The 18,844-nt window shown below is 38.0% G+C and carries 16 protein-coding genes; 14 read left to right on the top strand and 2 right to left on the bottom strand.

Features of this window, described 5'->3' with window-relative positions:
- Positions 1–49: 49 nt before the first annotated feature.
- Together MKY30_RS20595 and MKY30_RS20590 are read left to right on the top strand one after the other, a co-directional pair.
- Positions 50–628 (top strand): ComE operon protein 2, encoded by a 579-nt coding sequence (locus tag MKY30_RS20595; protein ID WP_147209469.1) that lies wholly within the window; start codon positions 50–52, stop codon positions 626–628.
- The gene (locus MKY30_RS20590) at positions 625–2,916 is read left to right on the top strand and encodes a DNA internalization-related competence protein ComEC/Rec2 (RefSeq protein ID WP_156986105.1); all 2,292 of its coding nucleotides are present in this window, start codon (positions 625–627) and stop codon (positions 2,914–2,916) included. The genes MKY30_RS20595 and MKY30_RS20590 overlap by 4 nt, the downstream gene beginning before the upstream one ends.
- 230 nt (positions 2,917–3,146) lie before the next feature.
- Here the strand turns inward: MKY30_RS20590 and MKY30_RS20585 are convergent, their stop codons facing one another.
- Positions 3,147–3,281 carry a YqzM family protein gene (locus MKY30_RS20585; protein ID WP_040980284.1) on the bottom strand — a complete coding sequence of 45 codons (135 nt, stop codon included), beginning with the start codon at positions 3,279–3,281 and terminating at the stop codon, positions 3,147–3,149.
- Positions 3,282–3,723: 442 nt separating this feature from the next.
- Here MKY30_RS20585 and holA point away from each other — a divergent pair, with 442 nt between their 5' ends.
- Positions 3,724–4,728, top strand: a complete 1,005-nt coding sequence (gene holA / locus MKY30_RS20580) for a DNA polymerase III subunit delta (protein ID WP_156986106.1) — start codon at positions 3,724–3,726, stop codon at positions 4,726–4,728.
- A gap of 113 nt (positions 4,729–4,841) precedes the next feature.
- Here holA and rpsT read toward each other — a convergent pair whose 3' ends face one another.
- Positions 4,842–5,099: a 30S ribosomal protein S20 gene (gene rpsT / locus MKY30_RS20575; RefSeq protein ID WP_147209466.1), complete on the bottom strand. Its 258-nt coding sequence runs from the start codon at positions 5,097–5,099 to the stop codon at positions 4,842–4,844.
- Between the two features lie 355 nt (positions 5,100–5,454).
- Here rpsT and gpr point away from each other — a divergent pair, with 355 nt between their 5' ends.
- The 11 genes from gpr (at position 5,455) to MKY30_RS20520 (ending at position 18,798) form a co-directional block, all read left to right on the top strand.
- A complete protein-coding gene (gene gpr, locus MKY30_RS20570; protein ID WP_147209465.1) occupies positions 5,455–6,555 on the top strand; it encodes a GPR endopeptidase in 1,101 nt (366 codons plus the stop codon).
- A gap of 129 nt (positions 6,556–6,684) precedes the next feature.
- The gene (gene spoIIP / locus MKY30_RS20565; protein ID WP_147209464.1) at positions 6,685–7,854 is read left to right on the top strand and encodes a stage II sporulation protein P; all 1,170 of its coding nucleotides are present in this window, start codon (positions 6,685–6,687) and stop codon (positions 7,852–7,854) included.
- An 11-nt stretch (positions 7,855–7,865) separates the two neighbouring features.
- Entirely contained in the window at positions 7,866–8,159 is a 294-nt protein-coding gene (locus tag MKY30_RS20560) for a hypothetical protein (protein ID WP_147209463.1), read from the top strand.
- 177 nt (positions 8,160–8,336) lie between these two features.
- The gene (gene lepA, locus MKY30_RS20555) at positions 8,337–10,145 is read left to right on the top strand and encodes a translation elongation factor 4 (RefSeq protein WP_147209462.1); all 1,809 of its coding nucleotides are present in this window, start codon (positions 8,337–8,339) and stop codon (positions 10,143–10,145) included.
- Between the two features lie 674 nt (positions 10,146–10,819).
- On the top strand, positions 10,820–12,001 hold the full coding sequence (gene hemW, locus MKY30_RS20550; RefSeq protein WP_339282347.1) for a radical SAM family heme chaperone HemW: 1,182 nt from the start codon (positions 10,820–10,822) through the stop codon (positions 11,999–12,001).
- 76 nt (positions 12,002–12,077) lie between these two features.
- Positions 12,078–13,109, top strand: a complete 1,032-nt coding sequence (hrcA, locus tag MKY30_RS20545) for a heat-inducible transcriptional repressor HrcA (protein WP_339282346.1) — start codon at positions 12,078–12,080, stop codon at positions 13,107–13,109.
- Positions 13,110–13,213: 104 nt separating this feature from the next.
- Positions 13,214–13,774 (top strand): nucleotide exchange factor GrpE, encoded by a 561-nt coding sequence (gene grpE, locus MKY30_RS20540; RefSeq protein ID WP_147209459.1) that lies wholly within the window; start codon positions 13,214–13,216, stop codon positions 13,772–13,774.
- 42 nt (positions 13,775–13,816) lie between these two features.
- Positions 13,817–15,658, top strand: a complete 1,842-nt coding sequence (gene dnaK / locus MKY30_RS20535; protein WP_341085223.1) for a molecular chaperone DnaK — start codon at positions 13,817–13,819, stop codon at positions 15,656–15,658.
- A 182-nt stretch (positions 15,659–15,840) separates the two neighbouring features.
- The gene (dnaJ, locus tag MKY30_RS20530) at positions 15,841–16,971 is read left to right on the top strand and encodes a molecular chaperone DnaJ (protein WP_341085222.1); all 1,131 of its coding nucleotides are present in this window, start codon (positions 15,841–15,843) and stop codon (positions 16,969–16,971) included.
- 100 nt (positions 16,972–17,071) lie between these two features.
- Positions 17,072–18,013, top strand: coding sequence for a 50S ribosomal protein L11 methyltransferase (prmA, locus tag MKY30_RS20525; RefSeq protein ID WP_339282343.1), 942 nt, complete (start codon positions 17,072–17,074; stop codon positions 18,011–18,013).
- A gap of 17 nt (positions 18,014–18,030) precedes the next feature.
- Positions 18,031–18,798 (top strand): 16S rRNA (uracil(1498)-N(3))-methyltransferase, encoded by a 768-nt coding sequence (locus MKY30_RS20520; RefSeq protein ID WP_339282342.1) that lies wholly within the window; start codon positions 18,031–18,033, stop codon positions 18,796–18,798.
- The last annotated feature ends 46 nt before the right edge of the window (positions 18,799–18,844 follow it).

Below are 18,844 nucleotides of genomic sequence, written 5' to 3'. Positions count from 1 at the left end.
GAATCATATAGCTTTTGTAATACAAAACAGAGAGAAAGAGGTAATAATCATGGAGAGAATTGCTTGGGATCAGTATTTTATGGCTCAAAGTCAACTGTTAGCTCTAAGAAGCACATGTACCCGCTTAATGGTCGGAGCTACAATTGTCCGCGATAAACGCATTATTGCCGGCGGTTACAACGGGAGTGTTTCCGGTGATGTTCATTGTATTGATGAGGGATGCTATGTCATTGACGGCCATTGTGTACGTACTGTACATGCAGAAGCTAATGCGCTTCTTCAATGTGCGAAATTCGGTGTACCTACGGACGGTGCAGATGTCTATGTAACACATTTTCCATGTCTGCAATGTACAAAACAGCTTATTCAAAGTGGAATTAAAAACTTATTTTATGCAGAAGATTACAAGAATCATCCATATGCAATCCAGTTATTTGAAGAAGCTGGTGTGAAAACACAAAAGGTACCATTAGTTGATGCCATGGTTGACACAAATTTTGTGGAAAAGAATGCTTTTGTTTACAAACTTATGGAAAAGTTGGATTCATCAAGCTTGAGCTCATCGGAAAGAGCGGAAATCCAAGCCGATGCAGACAGACTTTTTTTTAATGAAGGCAAAAAGCATTGAGAGGTTATTGGCATTTCCCTGCTATAGCAGGGGTAATCGCCATTTTATATCAATTGCTGGATATAAAATGGCTTCTCCTTCTTTTCGCAGCATGGCTTTTATGGCTGAAGCTTCTGAAAAAACTTAATATCAATGTATGGATAATTACCTTATTCAGCTTTATCATCTTTAGTTATATTATTCCTGTAATCCCACAAGCAGCTTTTGAAGAAAGCTCTGTCGAGGCAGAGATTATCGGGAAAATTGAAGGTGAGGTAAAGCTCAGTTCCAAACAAATACAATTCACTCTTAATCCACCGTATAGTTCCACTAATCTTTTGGTTACTTATTTTCCTGATAAAAATGAAGATTTTCGAGATATTCCTCTGAAACATTCACTATTTCACGGATCTCAATGTACAATTCGTCAAAGTATTGAAATTCCCCCTTCAAGCACTAACCCTGCACAATTTGATTTTCGTCAATTCCTCCTGCAAAAACAAATTACCCACCAGGCAGTTTTAAAGGATTTTAATCATATTGTTTGTACTCCTGAAAGCGGCGTACTCCCTTTACTATATAAACTGAGAACAGATTTGCTGAATAAAATGGAATATAGATGGAGTGATTATAGTGCTCCCTGGATTAATGCAATTGTTTTTGGAGATGCTTCTGGAATAGAGGAATCAGTAACGGAGCTGTTTCAACGGTTTGGGTTATCGCACATTATCGCTATCTCTGGGACACATGTGACGTTAGTAATTACTTTTGTATATTTGATTCTTGTAAAAGGAAATATAATTACAAAAGAGAAAACACATCTATTCTTACTAATTTTCCTTCCTGTTTACTCTATATTGGCTGGAGCTAATCCGCCTGTGCTTCGTGCGGCTTCTATGATGGTTGTGGTGCTCATACTTCAGAAATATCGGTGGAAGCTTCCGTATTCGGATTTATTTTCTATCATTTTTATGATTTTTATGCTTTGGGATCCTTATATTATTTATAATGTGGGCTTTCAGTTTTCGTTTTCAGTAACCTTCGCAATTCTCCTGTCTCAGGCATGGGTCCGCAAAACAAAATCTCCAGTATGGAATATTTTCCAAGTAAGTTTTGTTGCGCAGATGGCAATTCTTCCACTGCAGATATATTATTTTAATATCTTCCATCCGCTGTCAATTTTAATGAATTTAGTAGTCATTCCATACTTTACTTTCTTCGTTATTCCACTTATGTACACGTTTGTACTCATTCATTTTTTTCCTGGTAATCTTTTGGCTATTGTAGATCGGAGCTTTGCATTCATTCATGAGAAAGTTCTGATTTTTATTGAAGCATTAGATACTACATTATTTCCCCCTATTTATCTAAATCAATTATCTATATGGAGTGTTGTTTTTTATTTCACTTGTTTTTTGCTGTTTATGAAATACTTAGAACACAAACAGCAGAAACGGGCATGGATAGCCGGAATTCTTTTTATATTGCCTATTTTAATGACTGCGGGTAAGCCTTATTTTCAGGAGGAGGGTATCGTAACGATGTTTGATATGGGGCAGGGAGATGCCATGCTGGTGGAGGCGGCAAAGAGAGAAGCTGTTATTATGATTGATGCCGGAGCTGCTTTTCATTTTGAGGATATGGAACCGACGAGAGGAGTGTACAAAAATATTATCCGGGCCTATTTCCATCAACGCGGGATTAAAGAGCTGGATGCAATTATCGTTACACATGATGATGTAGATCACTTTGGGAGTGTCCGTTTTATTTTAGAAGAGGTTAAAGTCAATGAATTAATAGTAAGTCCCTATTTTGATGTGGAGCTATTAAAAGAATTTCAGGAGATACAGCCTGTTTTAAATATAACGCAGGTAAAAGCAGGGGATATTCTGAACTTTAATGATTCTATGTCCTTTCAGGTTTTAGCACCTGATATAGATTCTGGAAATTCAAATGATAATTCAATTGTATTATATGCAAATCTTGGCTTGAAATGGTTATTTACAGGTGATATCAGTAAGGAAATAGAAGAAAAAATAATACGTAATTATCCGGGGATAAACATTGACATTTTAAAGGTCGCCCATCATGGCAGTAAAACCTCCACTGGACCAGCATTTATAGAAGCTGTTCAGCCGAATACAGCTCTTATTTCAGCAGGGAGGAATAATCGATTTAATCATCCGAATGCAGAGGTGCTGGAGGTTTTAGAAGATAATCAAGTACATGTTTACCGTACAGATGAACATGGTGCGATTCAATTTTTTTACACAGATGAAGGAGGAACCTTTTCCACCTTCTTCCCATAATATAAAGTGATAAAATAGAGATAGTATAACTTAGGGCTGGAAAAATGAATATTTGCAAAAGAACAAAAGCGCAGAGCATTCACGTGTCGACTCCCATTTTTCGACGCTCGGAGCTGGGCCCGGCTGCTTTTCTATAATTAGTTATCCACAAGATAATAATTCTATAAATTCCCATGCAACAAAAAAAGAAGAGATGTAATCCCTTCCTTTTTGACCTTTTATCTCTTTCATTATTGACCAATTACGCTGATGGTTACACCTACCGCAAAAATGATAAAGAAAAAGAGAAATGAAAAGGTAAATCCTTTAATGGAGTCTACTACATCGCTTCCTTTATACTGCGGATCTTTTTCGAATTCGTTCAAGACATACCCCTCCTATACTCACAACTATAGTATAAATCATACACATAAAAAAATCCACATTAATTAAAGGATTCCAGACTGATATGGTATCAGCCATTTTTAGCAACAGTTGTCATCTATACTTTTTGCACGTAAGCACAATTATATAAAGGGAGGTTCATAAAGCAGCCAAATGACAGTACCTTGATCTTCTCGCTTTTTATTTTCCAGCTTTTTGAAGACGCATTATAAGCAAATATCGTTCTTAAAATTTGTTTCTAGAGCTTATTTTAAGACGTTTAATATAGATGCTTCATAAGGGAGAATGCAAAATACTTGCGTTTCTTCCTTTATTTTTTTGTTGCGTTTATGTCTACTTCCTTATACGATAAAAAGAGATGAACTTATCGATTATAGAAATATCGCATGATATGAAATTTTTTTAGATGGGAAGCGTAACATCATGATGGATCAAATTACGAAAATAAAAAGTAACCAGATTCAGCCGGTTTACTTTGCTTTTGGAACGGAATCGTTCTTTCAGGAACAATTAAAAAATCGACTGATAAAAACAGTATTAGATGGAGATAAAACCAATTTATCCCTGTATGATTTAGAGGAGACGTCTATACAAGAGGTTTTAGCAGATGCAGAAACTTTCCCGTTTTTCGGTGAGCGCAAATTAATATTTGCCAGTAATGCTTCTTTTGTTAAAACAAAGCCAGATAAAGCCCCTTTTGAGCATAATTTAACGTATTTACAGGAATATTTAGAAAACCCGCCTGAGTACTCTGTTTTGCTTATTACAGCACCATATGAAAAATTAGATGAGCGCAAAAAAGTAACAAAACAATTAAAAAAACTGGCTTATTCCGTCGATTGTCAATCTGTGAAGGAAAAAGATGCGAGAACATGGATTCAGAGCCTGGTGAAATCATATGGAATACACATTGATCAGGAGGCAATGGAAATATTAGAGGCGGAGGTCTCTAATAATATTCAGCTATTGCAAAGTGAAATTGAGAAGCTTGCTCTTTTTGTGGGGGAGAGCGGGACTGTTACCAAAGAAATTGCACAGCAGTTAGTATCCCATACACCAACCACTACATCAATTGCACTTGTGGATGCTGTAATGAAAGGAAGCATTCAGGAAGCAATTCAAATCTACCAGGATTTAGAGAAAATGAATGAAGACCCCATTGCTATGATTGGTTTACTTGCCTATCAATTTCGGATGATTTTAAGAGTAAAGCAATTAAAAAAGAAAGGGTATTCCCAGTTTCAAATTCAAAAAAATATTGGTGCACATCCGTATGTTATTAAGGTAGCGATGGCAAGAGAGGCGAAGTTATCAGAAGAACGTCTGTCTTATATTATTTGTCAGCTGGCAGATGCTGATGCAAAAATGAAACAAGGGCTTATGGAAAAAGGACTGGCGTTTGAGCTTCTGTTAATGGATTTGGTGTAGGCAGAGCTAAATGCATTAAATAATTATTGTATAAATGTTCTATAAAACAGTAAAAAAATAAAAGGTGAAGTATCTGCGGTTATAACCGGGATTACTTCACCTTTTATTTATAATTATGCGTTAACTTTTTTAGCTAAACGAGCTTTTTGACGATTAGCAGCATTTTTGTGGATAATACCTTTTTGAGCTGCTTTATCGATATGCTTGCTAGCAGATTGGTATGCTGCTTTTGCATTATCAGTATCGTTTGCTTCAACAAGTTGTTCTACACGTTTAATCTCTGTACGCATAGCAGAAAGCTGTGAGCCGTTATTAGCACGTTTCTTTTGGTTAACTTCTACGCGTTTAATTGCAGATTTAATATTTGCCATGTTTATTCACCTCCTAAAAAGTGTACGATTTAAAAAAAACATGTTTAAGTATGCTTTAATCAGTTATCAATTTTATCCGTACGACAAGATGTATTTTACCAAAGCTACCCCATCTTTTCAATAGAATTGTTACTTAATCAACAAATTGGTATGAAATAATTAAAGGCGTACATGCTAAGAATGTAAAAATACAGGAGTTTATCACGGTGTAAATGTTTATGATTTTCTCCGGCTGATAAGAGGGTATCTGGATTTATCACGGTGCAAATCTATTGATGGGACGAGTAATTGCCGTCTCCGTTCTATAATGTTTCATTTATGCCAATAGTACGCATTGAAAAAGGTGGATGAGGTTATGAAAAATATTGAGGAAAACTTTCAGGTGAGAACTGATTTAGCAGTTGAAGCAAGGGACATGTATACAGAAAAGAAAGAAAGTAAAGAAGACAAAGAAATTGCAGGTGTTACCTTTAAAGAAACCACGATAAAGGATGTAAAAATTTCTTATGTCACTATTGATGAAACTGGTGCCGAGCAAATTGGAAAGAAGCCGGGAAATTATGTCACCATTCATGCTGACGGTGTAAAAAAACAGGATACTGAGAAACAGCATCAGGCAGCGAAGATATTAGCGAAAGAGCTGGAACATTTAATAAAAAAGCAGGATCTGCCAGATAAAGCTTCTTGTTTAGTTGTTGGTTTAGGAAACTGGAATGTAACTCCTGATGCTTTGGGGCCAATGGCAGTGGAAAAGGTTTTGGTTACCAGTCATTTATTTCGTCTGCAGCCAGAATCAGTGGCAGAAGGCTATAGTGAAGTGGCCGCTATTACACCGGGAGTAATGGGAGTAACAGGAATAGAAACCAGTGATATTATTTTTGGAATCGTGGAAAAATATCAGCCTGACCTTGTTATCGCTATTGATGCTCTTGCAGCCAGATCTATCAGCAGAGTGAACGAAACGATCCAGTTATCTGATACAGGTATACACCCGGGTTCAGGTGTGGGCAACAAACGAAAAGAAATAAGTAAACAGACACTTGGAATGCCTGTTATCGCTATCGGAGTGCCGACAGTGGTAGATGCAGTAACAATAACAAGTGATACAATAGATTACTTATTAAAACACTTCGGGAGAGAATGGAAGGAAAAGGATGATCCGTCTAAATCCTTAACCCCCGCTGGTATGAGTTTCGGACAGAAGCAGTTAACAGATGCGGATATGCCTGATAAAGAACAGCGTGAAAAGCTGTTCGGTATAATTGGAGGGCTTTCAGATGAAGAGAAAAGGCAGCTGATTATGGAAGTTTTAACACCAATCGGTCATAATTTAATGGTTACTCCCAAAGAAGTGGATGGATTCATGATTGATATGGCCGAGGTAATAGCAAATGGATTGAACGCGGCTTTGCATGAGACTGTAACAATAGATAATTTTTCAAGCTATTCCAGATAAGCTCTATTTTTTCTTTTTGGGACACATACTATTAAGTCTATTTTTTCTTTTTACACGGTTCTACTTTCTCTATTTTACTCATAGATTAAACTATAGAGTTGTTAGAGAAAGGTGGCATCGTGTATTTTTATGAAAAAAAATAATTGGAGTAAAATTGTACAAACCTTTTCTCGACGAAGTGGTATTTACATTATATTTTTTGTCAGTATCTTTTTACTAATCAGTGTTTTGACCGCTGTTCAACCTGCATATCGGTTTTCATCAGATATGCTTTCGAATTGGACAAAAGAAATGGATAGTACAATTTTTTATCATTTAATTACGATGGAAAACAGGGCCTATAAGCAGAGCTTTCCAGAAGGAGAAGCTGAAATACCGAAACTGTCCGGTTTATTTTTTGAATTGACATCTAATGTAAAGCCGACAGATCCTAGAAGTCTTTTCGGAAATGAAATTCCGGGGTTCGCAATATTTGATAATAAATTATTAATGGCAAGTGATAATGATTTTACACACTTTCCAATCGAATCTAATCCGCCTTTAGAAGAAGTGTTACGGGAAAGAGAAGCAGTATTGACAGAAGAGGAAGAAGCGGAAGGGGAAGAAGAAACGAAAGAAGAAATAGAAAATGAACAGACTACTGGGGACCGGGATGTTGTTTTTATTTATAATACACACAATAGAGAGTCTTTTTTGCCGCATCTGCCTAATGAAACGAATCCTAATGCTGCAATGCATGGAGAAATTAATATTACAAAAGTCAGTGACCGTTTAGCAGAGGGGCTTGAGCAAAAGGGAATTGGAACACAGGTGGATAAGACGGATTTCGGTGAGCTGCTCAACGAACTGGGGATGGGATATCATCAATCTTATGAAGTTTCCCGTGATGTGGTCGCGGAGGCTATGGCAGGTAATCAAGAGATTCAATATATGTTTGACTTGCATAGAGATGCACTTCGGAGAGATAAGACCACACAAACCATTGAAGGAGAAGATTATGCGAAAATTCTATTTGTGATCGGCACCGGGCATCCAGATTATGAAAATAATTTGAAGGTAGCAACTGAATTACATGCATTAATAGAAGAAGCTTATCCCGGAATGAGCCGAGGAGTTTACCAAAAGGATGGGTCGGGCGGCAACGGAATTTATAATCAGGATATGGCTGACAATGCATTACTCATTGAATTTGGCGGAGTAGATAACACGATGGAGGAGCTATACCGTTCTGCTGATGCATTAGCGGAAGTGTTCAGCGAGTATTATTGGGACGCTGAAGCAGTACAGTCTGATCAATAAGGAGAGATTTGATGCGAAATATTATTATATTGTTATTGCTTGTCATCTTTTTTCTGAGCGGACTCGTATTCGGCATGCAAAAGAATGAAACAGCTGAACAAACTGCTATTCCAGACGAGTCTGCCGTTGAGGTAGCAGAAGAGATAAATGAACAAGAGCAAATAATTATCACCGAAACGGATGTGCTGGAAGAAGGTAACTATTCCCTGACAAATCGCACGGCAGCAACCATGGAAGGAATTGTTAAAGGGCTATTTGAAGTAATTGTCTCTATTATGTATGGGATTGGAGAGCTGTTTTTCTAGAAATGAACTAATTCAGGAAATTATTTTGAACAAAAAATTTAACGATAAGATGGTTACTTATTAGTTAATCATTGAATCTCGGGGCGTCAATTGCTATAATCAATGCTAGTAATTGACGCCTTTTTATTGTGGAAAGAAATATAGTTTGTACAGGAAAAACTTAGGAGTGTGCGTGAAATGACGAATAAAAAAAGAAACGTCAGAAATTTTTCGATCATTGCTCATATTGACCACGGAAAGTCAACATTAGCTGATCGGATTCTTGAAAATACAGAAACAGTAACGAAACGTGAAATGAAAGAACAGCTGCTGGATGGAATGGATTTGGAGCGTGAACGTGGCATAACCATTAAATTAAATGCAGTACAATTAAAATATACAAATAAAGCTGGAGAAGAATTTATTTTTCATCTGATTGATACACCGGGGCATGTTGATTTTACATACGAGGTATCCAGAAGTTTAGCTGCTTGTGAAGGTGCTATTCTTGTGGTGGATGCTGCCCAGGGAATTGAAGCACAGACGCTCGCAAACGTTTATTTGGCAATGGAAAATGATCTAGAGATTATTCCAGTAATTAATAAAATCGATTTGCCGAGTGCAGACACGGAAAAAGTTAAAAAGGAATTAGAAGATGTTTTAGGAATTGATGGTGATGAAGCAATCTTAGCTTCTGCAAAAGCAAATATAGGAATTGAAGAGATTCTTGAGCGTGTAGCTGAGGCTGTGCCGGAGCCGCCAGGAAGTGCGGATGATCCGTTGAAAGCTTTAATCTTTGACTCGCTTTATGATTCCTACCGTGGTGTTATTGCTTATGTCTGTGTGAAGGAAGGCTCTGTTAAAGTCGGAGATAAAATCAGAATGATGGCTACCGGTAAAGAGTTTGAGGTAAATGAAGTAGGTGTATTTACGCCGAAACAGCTTCCTCAAAAAGAATTAACAGTCGGGGATGTAGGTTATTTAACCGCGTCAATTAAAAATGTTGGTGATTCACGTGTCGGGGATACCATTACGTTAGCTAACAGACCAGCCGATGAAGCACTTCCAGGTTACCGCCGTCTGAACCCAATGGTATTTTGCGGACTCTATCCGGTAGATTCCAATGACTATAATGATTTAAGAGAAGCTTTAGAACGTTTGGAGCTGAACGATTCCTCTCTGCAATATGAAGCAGAAACTTCTCAGGCACTTGGTTTCGGCTTCCGCTGTGGTTTCTTAGGATTGCTCCATATGGAAATTATTCAAGAGCGTATTGAAAGAGAATTTGGTATCAGTTTAATTACAACAGCTCCAAGTGTTATTTTTGAAGTGGAGTTGACAAATGGCGACGTGGTTTCTGTGGATAATCCATCAGAAATGCCAGATCCGCAAGTCATTCAAGAAGTACGTGAGCCTTATGTAGAGGCTACCATTATGGTTCCGAATGATTATGTTGGGGCTGTGATGGAAATTGCTCAGAAGAAACGCGGGAATTTTGTAGATATGCAATATTTAGATGACATTCGCGTCAATGTGGTCTATCATATTCCGCTTTCGGAAATTGTTTATGATTTCTTTGACCAGTTAAAATCACAGACAAAAGGGTATGCATCGTTTGACTATGAATTAATCGGCTATCAGCCTTCCCGGCTTGTGAAAATGGATATCCTGCTCAACAGTGATTCCATTGATGCGCTATCGTTTGTTGTTCACCGTGATTTCGCTTATGAGCGCGGTAAGCAGATTGTTGAAAAGCTGAAGAAATTAATTCCAAGACAGCAATTTGAAGTACCGGTTCAGGCAGCAATCGGTAATAAAATTGTAGCCAGATCCAATATCAAGGCAGTACGTAAAGATGTAACTGCGAAGCTTTATGGCGGAGATATTACCCGGAAAAGAAAGCTTCTTGAAAAACAAAAAGAAGGTAAGAAGCGTATGAAGATGGTAGGTTCTGTAGAAGTTCCACAAGAAGCGTTTATGGCTGTTCTGAAGATGGATGAGGATTAAATACTAATTTAACGCAAGGTTTATATCGAAACAAACATTTAATTTAACTCGTGTAGCAGACTGCTTTTGCTCTATTTAGGCTGGCAGGAATTGCAGACTGTTACAAATATTTTTATAAGTAAAACCCGTCATGGCAGAGATATATGCTTTTGACGGGTTTTTGAATTATTTATAGGTTCTCCTATGCTTATTTTTCTTTTAAAAACTTATTGTTATTTTCAATTTCCATTTACTCTTCTGTTTAGTTGTCTCCTTGTTTTTTCAGGACTAAGTTTGTTAACCAAAAAAAATGAATATAAAAGATGAAACAAAACTTGCGTATAATTTCTTCATTCAGCTACCTGCCCATATAGAAAATTATAGTTTGTTTTTACACAAAACGAAACTACAATCGGCAAGAATTTTAAACAGACTGATCTGTGACAACAGACCTCTTTATGTCAGCTATCATCCTTCACTGGCCTTCATTATTTTTTCGATTTACATTACAGCCCGTAAGAATGATAGTTAAACATATTTAAATGTGATAAAATACAGTACATTGTCTTTTATTCAATCAAAGGCTTTGTCTTCGGTATTTGAAAATGAACGAATAATTACAGGTATATTCCCGTATGAAATGAAGAAACTCCTGTTGATTGACGATTTATTTTAGTAAGAAAGGAAGTCAAACAATGCAAGTTCAGTCAGTATATATTCATATTCCTTTTTGTAAGCAAATTTGCCATTACTGTAATTTTGTAAAATATTATTATATGGAGACAAAGGCAGATGCCTTCATAGATGCATTAATAAAAGAAATTGATACAGCTATTCCCGGAAAAAGAAATGTCTTCCGGACGATTTATATGGGTGGCGGAACTCCTACAGCGTTGTCCATGAGTCAGCTGCAGAAGCTTTTTCACTTTTTAAATGAAAAGTTTGACCTCACGTCATGTGAGGAATTTACGATTGAAATTAACCCGGGTGATATTGATGCAGAAAAAGCAGCATTGCTTCATGATTATGGAGTAAACCGGATTTCTTTTGGTGTCCAAGTAATGGATGATGATATGCTTGAAAAAATTGGCCGCATACATCGTGTGGCGGATGTTTATACAACAGTTGATATTTTGACACAGGCAAAGTTTACAAACATTAGTCTGGATTTAATTTATGCTCTCCCTGATCAGTCAGTATCCCACTTTGAAAAAACATTAAAAGAAGCCTTGCAGTTTGGACTTCCTCATTACTCAACATATGCACTGCAAATTGAGCCGAAAACCGTGTTTTATCACAAGAAGAGAAAGGGAGCCCTGCATCAGCCTCCAGAGGATGACGAGGTAGAGATGTATCAGCTGCTTCAGGAAAACATGAAAAAACAGGGTGTGCTTCAGTATGAAATAAGTAATTTTGCCAAGCCGGGATACGAGAGCAGACATAATTTAACGTACTGGAATAATGACTATTATTTTGGGTTTGGAGCCGGAGCTCACGGATATTTACCGGGAAAGCGTACAGCAAATTACAAACCTTTGGGAACTTATATGAAAGAAATCCACCGTTCCGGTTCAGCAGTTGAACAACTGGAAGAAATAACGCTGCAGGACAGAATTGAAGAAGAGCTGTTTTTACAGCTGCGAAAAGCGGAAGGAATTGATAAGAAAGTATTTCGGCAAAGATATGGTGTATCTTTGGAGAAAATATATGGGAATGAATTAAATCAATTAATTCATGACAAATTATTAACATATAACGATGGAAACTATGCATTGACGAACAGAGGAATGCTTCTTGGCGACAGAGTTTTCGGGCAGTTTTTATTACTGGAAGACTTTGATCAAAAAATTATAGCAGCAGAAAGTCAAACTGTTTGACAAAAGAAAATGAATTTGATAATTTTATTATAGATTTAGCACTCAAAACATGAGAGTGCTAACAGAGGTGATCATCATGTTAACAGAAAGGCAACTTATGATATTGCAGGTGATTATTGATGATTTTATAGAATCTGCTAAACCGGTTGGATCCAGGGCGCTATCTAAAAAAGATACTTTACCGTACAGCGCCGCAACGATTCGAAATGAAATGGCGGATTTAGAAGAGCTGGGCTTTTTAGAAAAGACGCATACCTCTTCTGGGCGTGTGCCTTCAGAAAAAGGATATCGTTATTATGTCGATCATTTAATTGGTCCTGAAATATATCAGCATGGACTGGGCATCATTGAAAGATTAACAAATAACGGAATATATGAATTTGAACAGATTGTGCAGACGGCAGCAGAGGCTCTCTCTAAGTTAACAAATTATACGTCAATCATTCTTGGACCGGAAATGTTTGAAACAACAGTAAAGCAGATTCAGGTTCTAGCACTGTCCGATCAATCAGCAGTAGCGATTTTAGTAACAAACACAGGTCATGTAGAGCATCGATCCTTTACTTTGCCAAAAGGAGTTTCATCATCTGATCTCGAAAAGCTGGTAAACATTTTAAATAACCGTCTTCAGGGGATTCCACTTTACAGGATTCCTGAGGTGATTCAAAATGAAGTAGCTTCCTTAATGATGAAATATATGAATGGCGTAGATTCTTCACTCAATTGGATTCGCACACTCTTCACACAAGAGCAGGCTGTAAAGCTTTATTTTGGCGGTAAAGCCAATATCTTGATGCAGCCGGAATTCAATGATGTTGATCGAATTCGCTCATTTTACTCCTTGATGGAACGCGAGGATGAAATTGTAAATCTCTTGAAGAACTCTAATCAAGGTATTAAAGTTTCTATTGGCCATGAAAATGAAGTTGAAGAGATTAAAGACTTGAGTTTGATCACTGCTTCTTACCATATTGGCGGCGGCCAGATGGGTACAATTGCATTAATCGGACCCACGAGAATGGAGTATAAAAAAGTATTATCCTTAATGGAAAGCATCTCCAAGGAAATGACTGGTGCAATGGGAAAATGGTATAGTGACAAATCATGATGTAAGTGAACATCCTTATAAAGAAATCAAGGGTTTTGGTTTCCTGTCTATATCTTCTATGGTATAGTTTTTAATTGTAATTTAGAAAAGAGGTGCCCGAGTAGATGTCAGAGAATGAAAAAAAAGAAGAAGTAAAACAAGAAGAACAAGAAATTGTTGATGAGACAACAGAAGAAGTGAATGCTGAATCTGAATCTGTCGATGAAAATAATGAATTAGAAGTTCAAATTGAAGAATTGAAAAATGAAAAAGAAGAGCTTACGAATCGTATGCTCCGCTTGCAGGCTGAATTTGATAATTATAAAAGACGCACATTAAAAGAACGTGAAGCAGATCGTAAATATAAAGCACAGGACATGGTGCAGGAACTGCTTCCGGTTATGGATAATTTTGAACGTGCCCTGCAGGTAGAGGTATCGGAAGAAAACAAAAGCATACTTGAAGGAATTGATATGGTATACCGTCAATTACAAGATGTATTTGCTTCCCAGGATGTTTCCATTATTGAAACAGAGGGGGCTGACTTTGACCCGAATCTGCATCATGCAGTAATGCAAATTGAAGATGATTCAATTGAAGCAAATAAAGTGGTTGAAGAGCTGCAAAAAGGCTATCTCTTAAAGGACCGGGTTATCCGTCCGGCTATGGTAAAAGTCAATAAATAATCTAATATGTGTCATTGAAGGATTTAAGGAGGAAATGAAGAAATGAGTAAAATTATTGGAATAGACTTAGGAACAACAAACTCATGTGTGTCAGTAATGGAGGGTGGCGAAGCAGTCGTTATCCCTAACCCGGAAGGAAATCGTACAACTCCTTCTGTTGTATCTTTTAAAAACGGTGAAAGACAGGTTGGGGAGGTTGCTAAACGTCAGGCAATTACAAACCCGAATACAGTTCAATCTATCAAACGTCATATTGGTACAGATTATAAAGTAACTATTGAGGATAAAGAATATACACCACAAGAAATTTCAGCAATCATTTTGCAATATATCAAATCTTATGCAGAAGATTATATCGGTGAAAAAGTAGAGAAAGCTGTCATTACAGTTCCTGCTTACTTTAATGATGCTGAACGTCAAGCTACAAAAGATGCTGGTAAAATTGCAGGTCTAGAGGTTGAACGTATTATTAACGAACCAACAGCAGCAGCACTTGCATACGGTATTGATAAAGATGATCAGGATCAGACAATTCTTGTATATGACCTTGGCGGCGGTACATTTGATGTATCCATCTTAGACATCGGTGATGGTACATTCGAAGTAGTTGCAACAGCTGGAGATAATCGTCTTGGCGGAGATGACTTTGACGAAGTAATCATCAAGCATATGGTAGAAGAGTTCCGAAAAGAAAACGGCATTGACCTTTCTAAGGATAAAATGGCTGTACAGCGCTTGAAAGATGCTGCAGAGAAAGCGAAGAAGGATTTATCTGGTGTTGCACAGACACAGATTTCTCTTCCATTTATCACAGCCGGCGATGCAGGCCCATTACACTTGGAAATGACATTATCCCGTGCGAAATTTGATGAGCTGTCATCTGATTTAGTAGAACGTACAATGAAACCGACACGCCGTGCACTTTCTGATGCCGGATTATCTAAAAATGATATCCACAAAGTTATCTTAGTTGGTGGTTCTACACGGATTCCAGCCGTACAGGAAGCAATTAAAAAAGAATTAGGTCAGGATCCTTCTAAAGGCGTTAACCCGGATGAAGTTGTAGCACTTGGTGCAGCTATTCAAGGCGGCGTATTACAAGGAGACGTTAAAGACGTATTATTACTTGACGTAACACCACTTTCATTAGGTATCGAAACAATGGGTGCAGTCTTTACTAAACTGATTGAACGTAATACGACAATACCGACAAGTGCATCACAAACATTCTCTACAGCAGCAGATAATCAAACTGCAGTAGATATTCATGTACTTCAAGGGGAACGTGAAATGGCGGCAGATAACAAAACACTCGGCCGTTTCCAATTAACTGATATTCCACCGGCACCACGTGGAATGCCTCAAATCGAAGTATCCTTTGATATTGATGCCAATGGTATTGTAAATGTTAGAGCGAAAGATTTAGGAACAAATAAAGAACAATCCATTACAATCAAATCTTCCTCCGGTTTATCTGATGAAGAAGTAGACCGCATGGTAAAAGAAGCAGAAGAAAATGCAGATGCGGATAAAGCGCGCCGTGAAGAAGTCGAGCTTCGCAACCAGGCAGATCAGCTTGTATTTACAACAGATAAAACATTGAAAGATTTAGGTGATAAAGTTTCTGATGAAGATAAACAGCAGGCAGAAGCTGCGAGAGATGAATTAAAAGAAGCTTTAGAGTCTAATGATCAGGAACAAATCAAAGCGAAGAAAGATGCTTTGGAAGAAAAAGTTCAACAGCTTTCAGCTAAGCTCTATGAGCAGGTTCAGCAGGAGGCTCAAGCAGCACAAGGAGCAGAAAATGCTGGCGGACAACAGGATGACAATGTTGTTGATGCTGATTATACTGAAGTCGACGATGACGATAAAGAAAATAAATAATAAATAGTTACTGAATAAAAGTCAAAGTCAGGATTCTCTTGGCTTTGACTTTTTTACAGACTAATGTAGAAAATGAACGCATGGCAGTCAGTTTGATTTGAAGCAGATATTCATTGTTGCCACAGACAAATGAATGATGATATGATTAAACTTATGCAATCAGAGTTTCGGGAGTGAGTAATTTGGCAAAACGTGATTATTATGATGTTTTAGGCGTGGATAAGGGTGCCTCGAAGGATGAGATAAAAAAGAGTTACCGGAAGCTGGCCCGTAAATATCACCCAGATGTAAACAAAGAAGAAGGCGCAGCGGAAAAATTTAAAGAAGTAAAAGAAGCTTATGAAGTATTAAGTGATGATCAAAAGAAAGCACAATATGATCAATTTGGGCATGCAGGAGCTCAAGGTCAGGGATTCGGCGGTTTTGGCGGTGGCGGCGCTCAAGACTTTGGCGGATTCAGTGACATTTTTGATATGTTCTTTGGCGGCGGAGGGCGTACGCGTGATCCAAACGCTCCGCAGCAGGGAGACGATTTACAATATACGATGATTCTTGATTTTGAAGAAGCGATTTTCGGAAAAGAAACGGATATTGAAGTCTCTCAGGAAGAAGAATGCGATACTTGTCATGGTTCAGGAGCGAAACCGGGTACAAAGGCAGAAACATGCTCACACTGCCATGGTTCAGGCCAACTAAACCAAGAGCAGAATACGCCGTTTGGTCGTGTGGTTAATCGCCGTGTATGTCATTATTGTAACGGAACAGGTAAAATTATACCTGAAAAATGTGAAACCTGCAGCGGTTCCGGAACAGTTAATAAAAAGAAAAAAATTCATATTAATATTCCGGCAGGTATTGACGAAGGGCAGCAAATCCGTGTCGCCGGAAAAGGAGAGCCGGGAAAAAATGGCGGACCTGCAGGCGATTTGTTTGTTGTAATTCGTGTTCGCAAGCATGATTTCTTTGTCCGCGAAGGCGACCATATTTTCTGTGAATTGCCGCTTACCTTTGCACAGGCTGCTTTAGGTGATGAAATAGAAGTTCCTACTGTACATGGGAAAGTCAAATTAAGAATTCCAGCAGGTACACAGGCAGGCAAGACTTTCCGTTTAAAAGGAAAAGGAGCACCAAATGTTCATGGAAGAGGTCATGGAGATCAGCATATTAAAGTGAAGATTATGACACCAACCAACTTAACAGACAAACAAAAAGATTTATTGCGTCAATTTAATGAACTAGGCGGACATGAATCTACAGATGAACAAGAAGATAATATTTTCCAACGTTTTCGTAAAGCGTTCAAAGGTGACTGATCAGGGTACCCTCCAGCTTGAATTTTGATGATATTTTCAGGGTAAAGGCTGGAGGTTCCTCTGTTTACATAGATATTTTAAAAGGACGGCGGTGTTCAATATGAAATGGTCAGAGATTACCATTCTTACAACAAACGAAGCAGTGGAGCCTATTTCAAATATTTTGCATGAAACAGGTGCGAGCGGGTTAGTTATCGAAGATCCATTGGACCTGGAGCGTTTTGAAGGAGAAGGATTTGGAGAAATTGTGGAGTTAGATCCTGAGAACTATCCGGATGAAGGTGTTCGTATTAAGGCATATCTGCCGATGAACAGCTTTTTAGGAGAAACTGTAGAGGAGATTAAACAAGCAATTAACCAATTACTTCTTTATGATATTGATTTAGGGAAAAATCAAGTAACAATAAGCGAGGTTCATGAAGAAGAATGGGCGAGCGCCTGGAAAAAGTACTATAAACCGGTCAAAATATCCAACCGGATTACAATCACTCCGACATGGGAGGACTATAAACCGGTATCTACAGATGAATTAATTATTGAGCTGGATCCGGGAATGGCTTTTGGTACTGGCACACATCCTACCACAGTATTGAGTATTCAAGGTTTAGAAGCCTATATAGAGCCTGGTGATAAAGTTATTGATGTTGGCTGCGGCTCAGGGGTCTTAAGCATCGCTTCTGTAAAATTAGGCGCGGAGTCAGTACAGGCCTTTGATTTAGACGATGTAGCTGTACAGAGTACAAAATTAAATGTGAAATTAAACCGCCTTCAGGATAAAGTAACAACGAAACAGAATAATTTACTTGACGGGGTAGAGAGCCAGGCAGATATGATTGTTTCCAATATTCTCGCTGAGATTATTGTCCGTTTTGTAGGGGATGCTTATAATAATCTTCGGCCGGGCGGCTATTTCATTACTTCAGGTATTATCCAGAAGAAGAAACAGTTGGTCCGGGATCAGTTAACAGAAGCCGGGTTTGATATTATTTCAGTCAGCGAAATGGAAGATTGGGTTTCCATTGTTGCTAAAAAACCGGAATAAAAGCAGGTGAAATTAGAATGCAGCGCTATTTTATCTCGAAAGAACAAATACAAGATCAATCGATCCGAATTCTTGGAGACGATGTCCATCATATGACAAAGGTTATGAGGAATAAGCCTGGTGATAAATTTATTTGCAATACAGAGGATGGGAAATCAGCTCTTTGTAAAATTGAAGAAATGCATGAAAAAGAAGTGCAAGCAATCATTGAAGTCTGGCTGGATGAATCCGTTGAATTACCAGTGGAGGTCACCATTGCACAAGGAATTCCTAAAGGTGATAAATTTGAATGGATTCTTCAAAAGGGAACTGAGCTGGGGGCAGCAAAATTTATTCCGTTTGCAGCAGAGAGATCTGTTGCAAAATGGGATGACCAGAAATTTCATAAAAAAGCAAAACGCTTTGAGAAAATTATTAAAGAAGCTAGTGAACAGAGTCATCGCAATCGGATTCCTGAACTGTTCCCTGTTATGCAATTTAAAGCTTTATTAGAAGAAAGCGAATCCTATACAGTAAAGCTTTTTGCATATGAAGAAGAGGCTAAAGGAGCAGATAAAAAATCTTCTCTTTTTGCATCTGCATTGGATAATGTATCCGAGAATGACCGAGTTCTGCTTGTGATAGGTCCAGAGGGCGGGATTTCTCCGGAAGAAGTGGATCATCTTAAAGAGTCTGGTTTTCAGGCAATAAGACTTGGTAAGCGTATTTTGCGTACGGAAACAGCAGCTTTATATGCGTTGGCAAGTATTTCTTATCATATGGAAGAATTTAGATACAAAGATTAGAGGGTAAAATAGTCGGATAAAGGCTGTTTTGCCTTTTTTTAGAAGC

The organism is Oceanobacillus sp. FSL W8-0428, assembly GCF_038004405.1.
Taxonomy (GTDB): domain Bacteria; phylum Bacillota; class Bacilli; order Bacillales; family Amphibacillaceae; genus Oceanobacillus; species Oceanobacillus sojae.
This window is presented reverse-complemented; position numbering and strand designations above follow the sequence as displayed.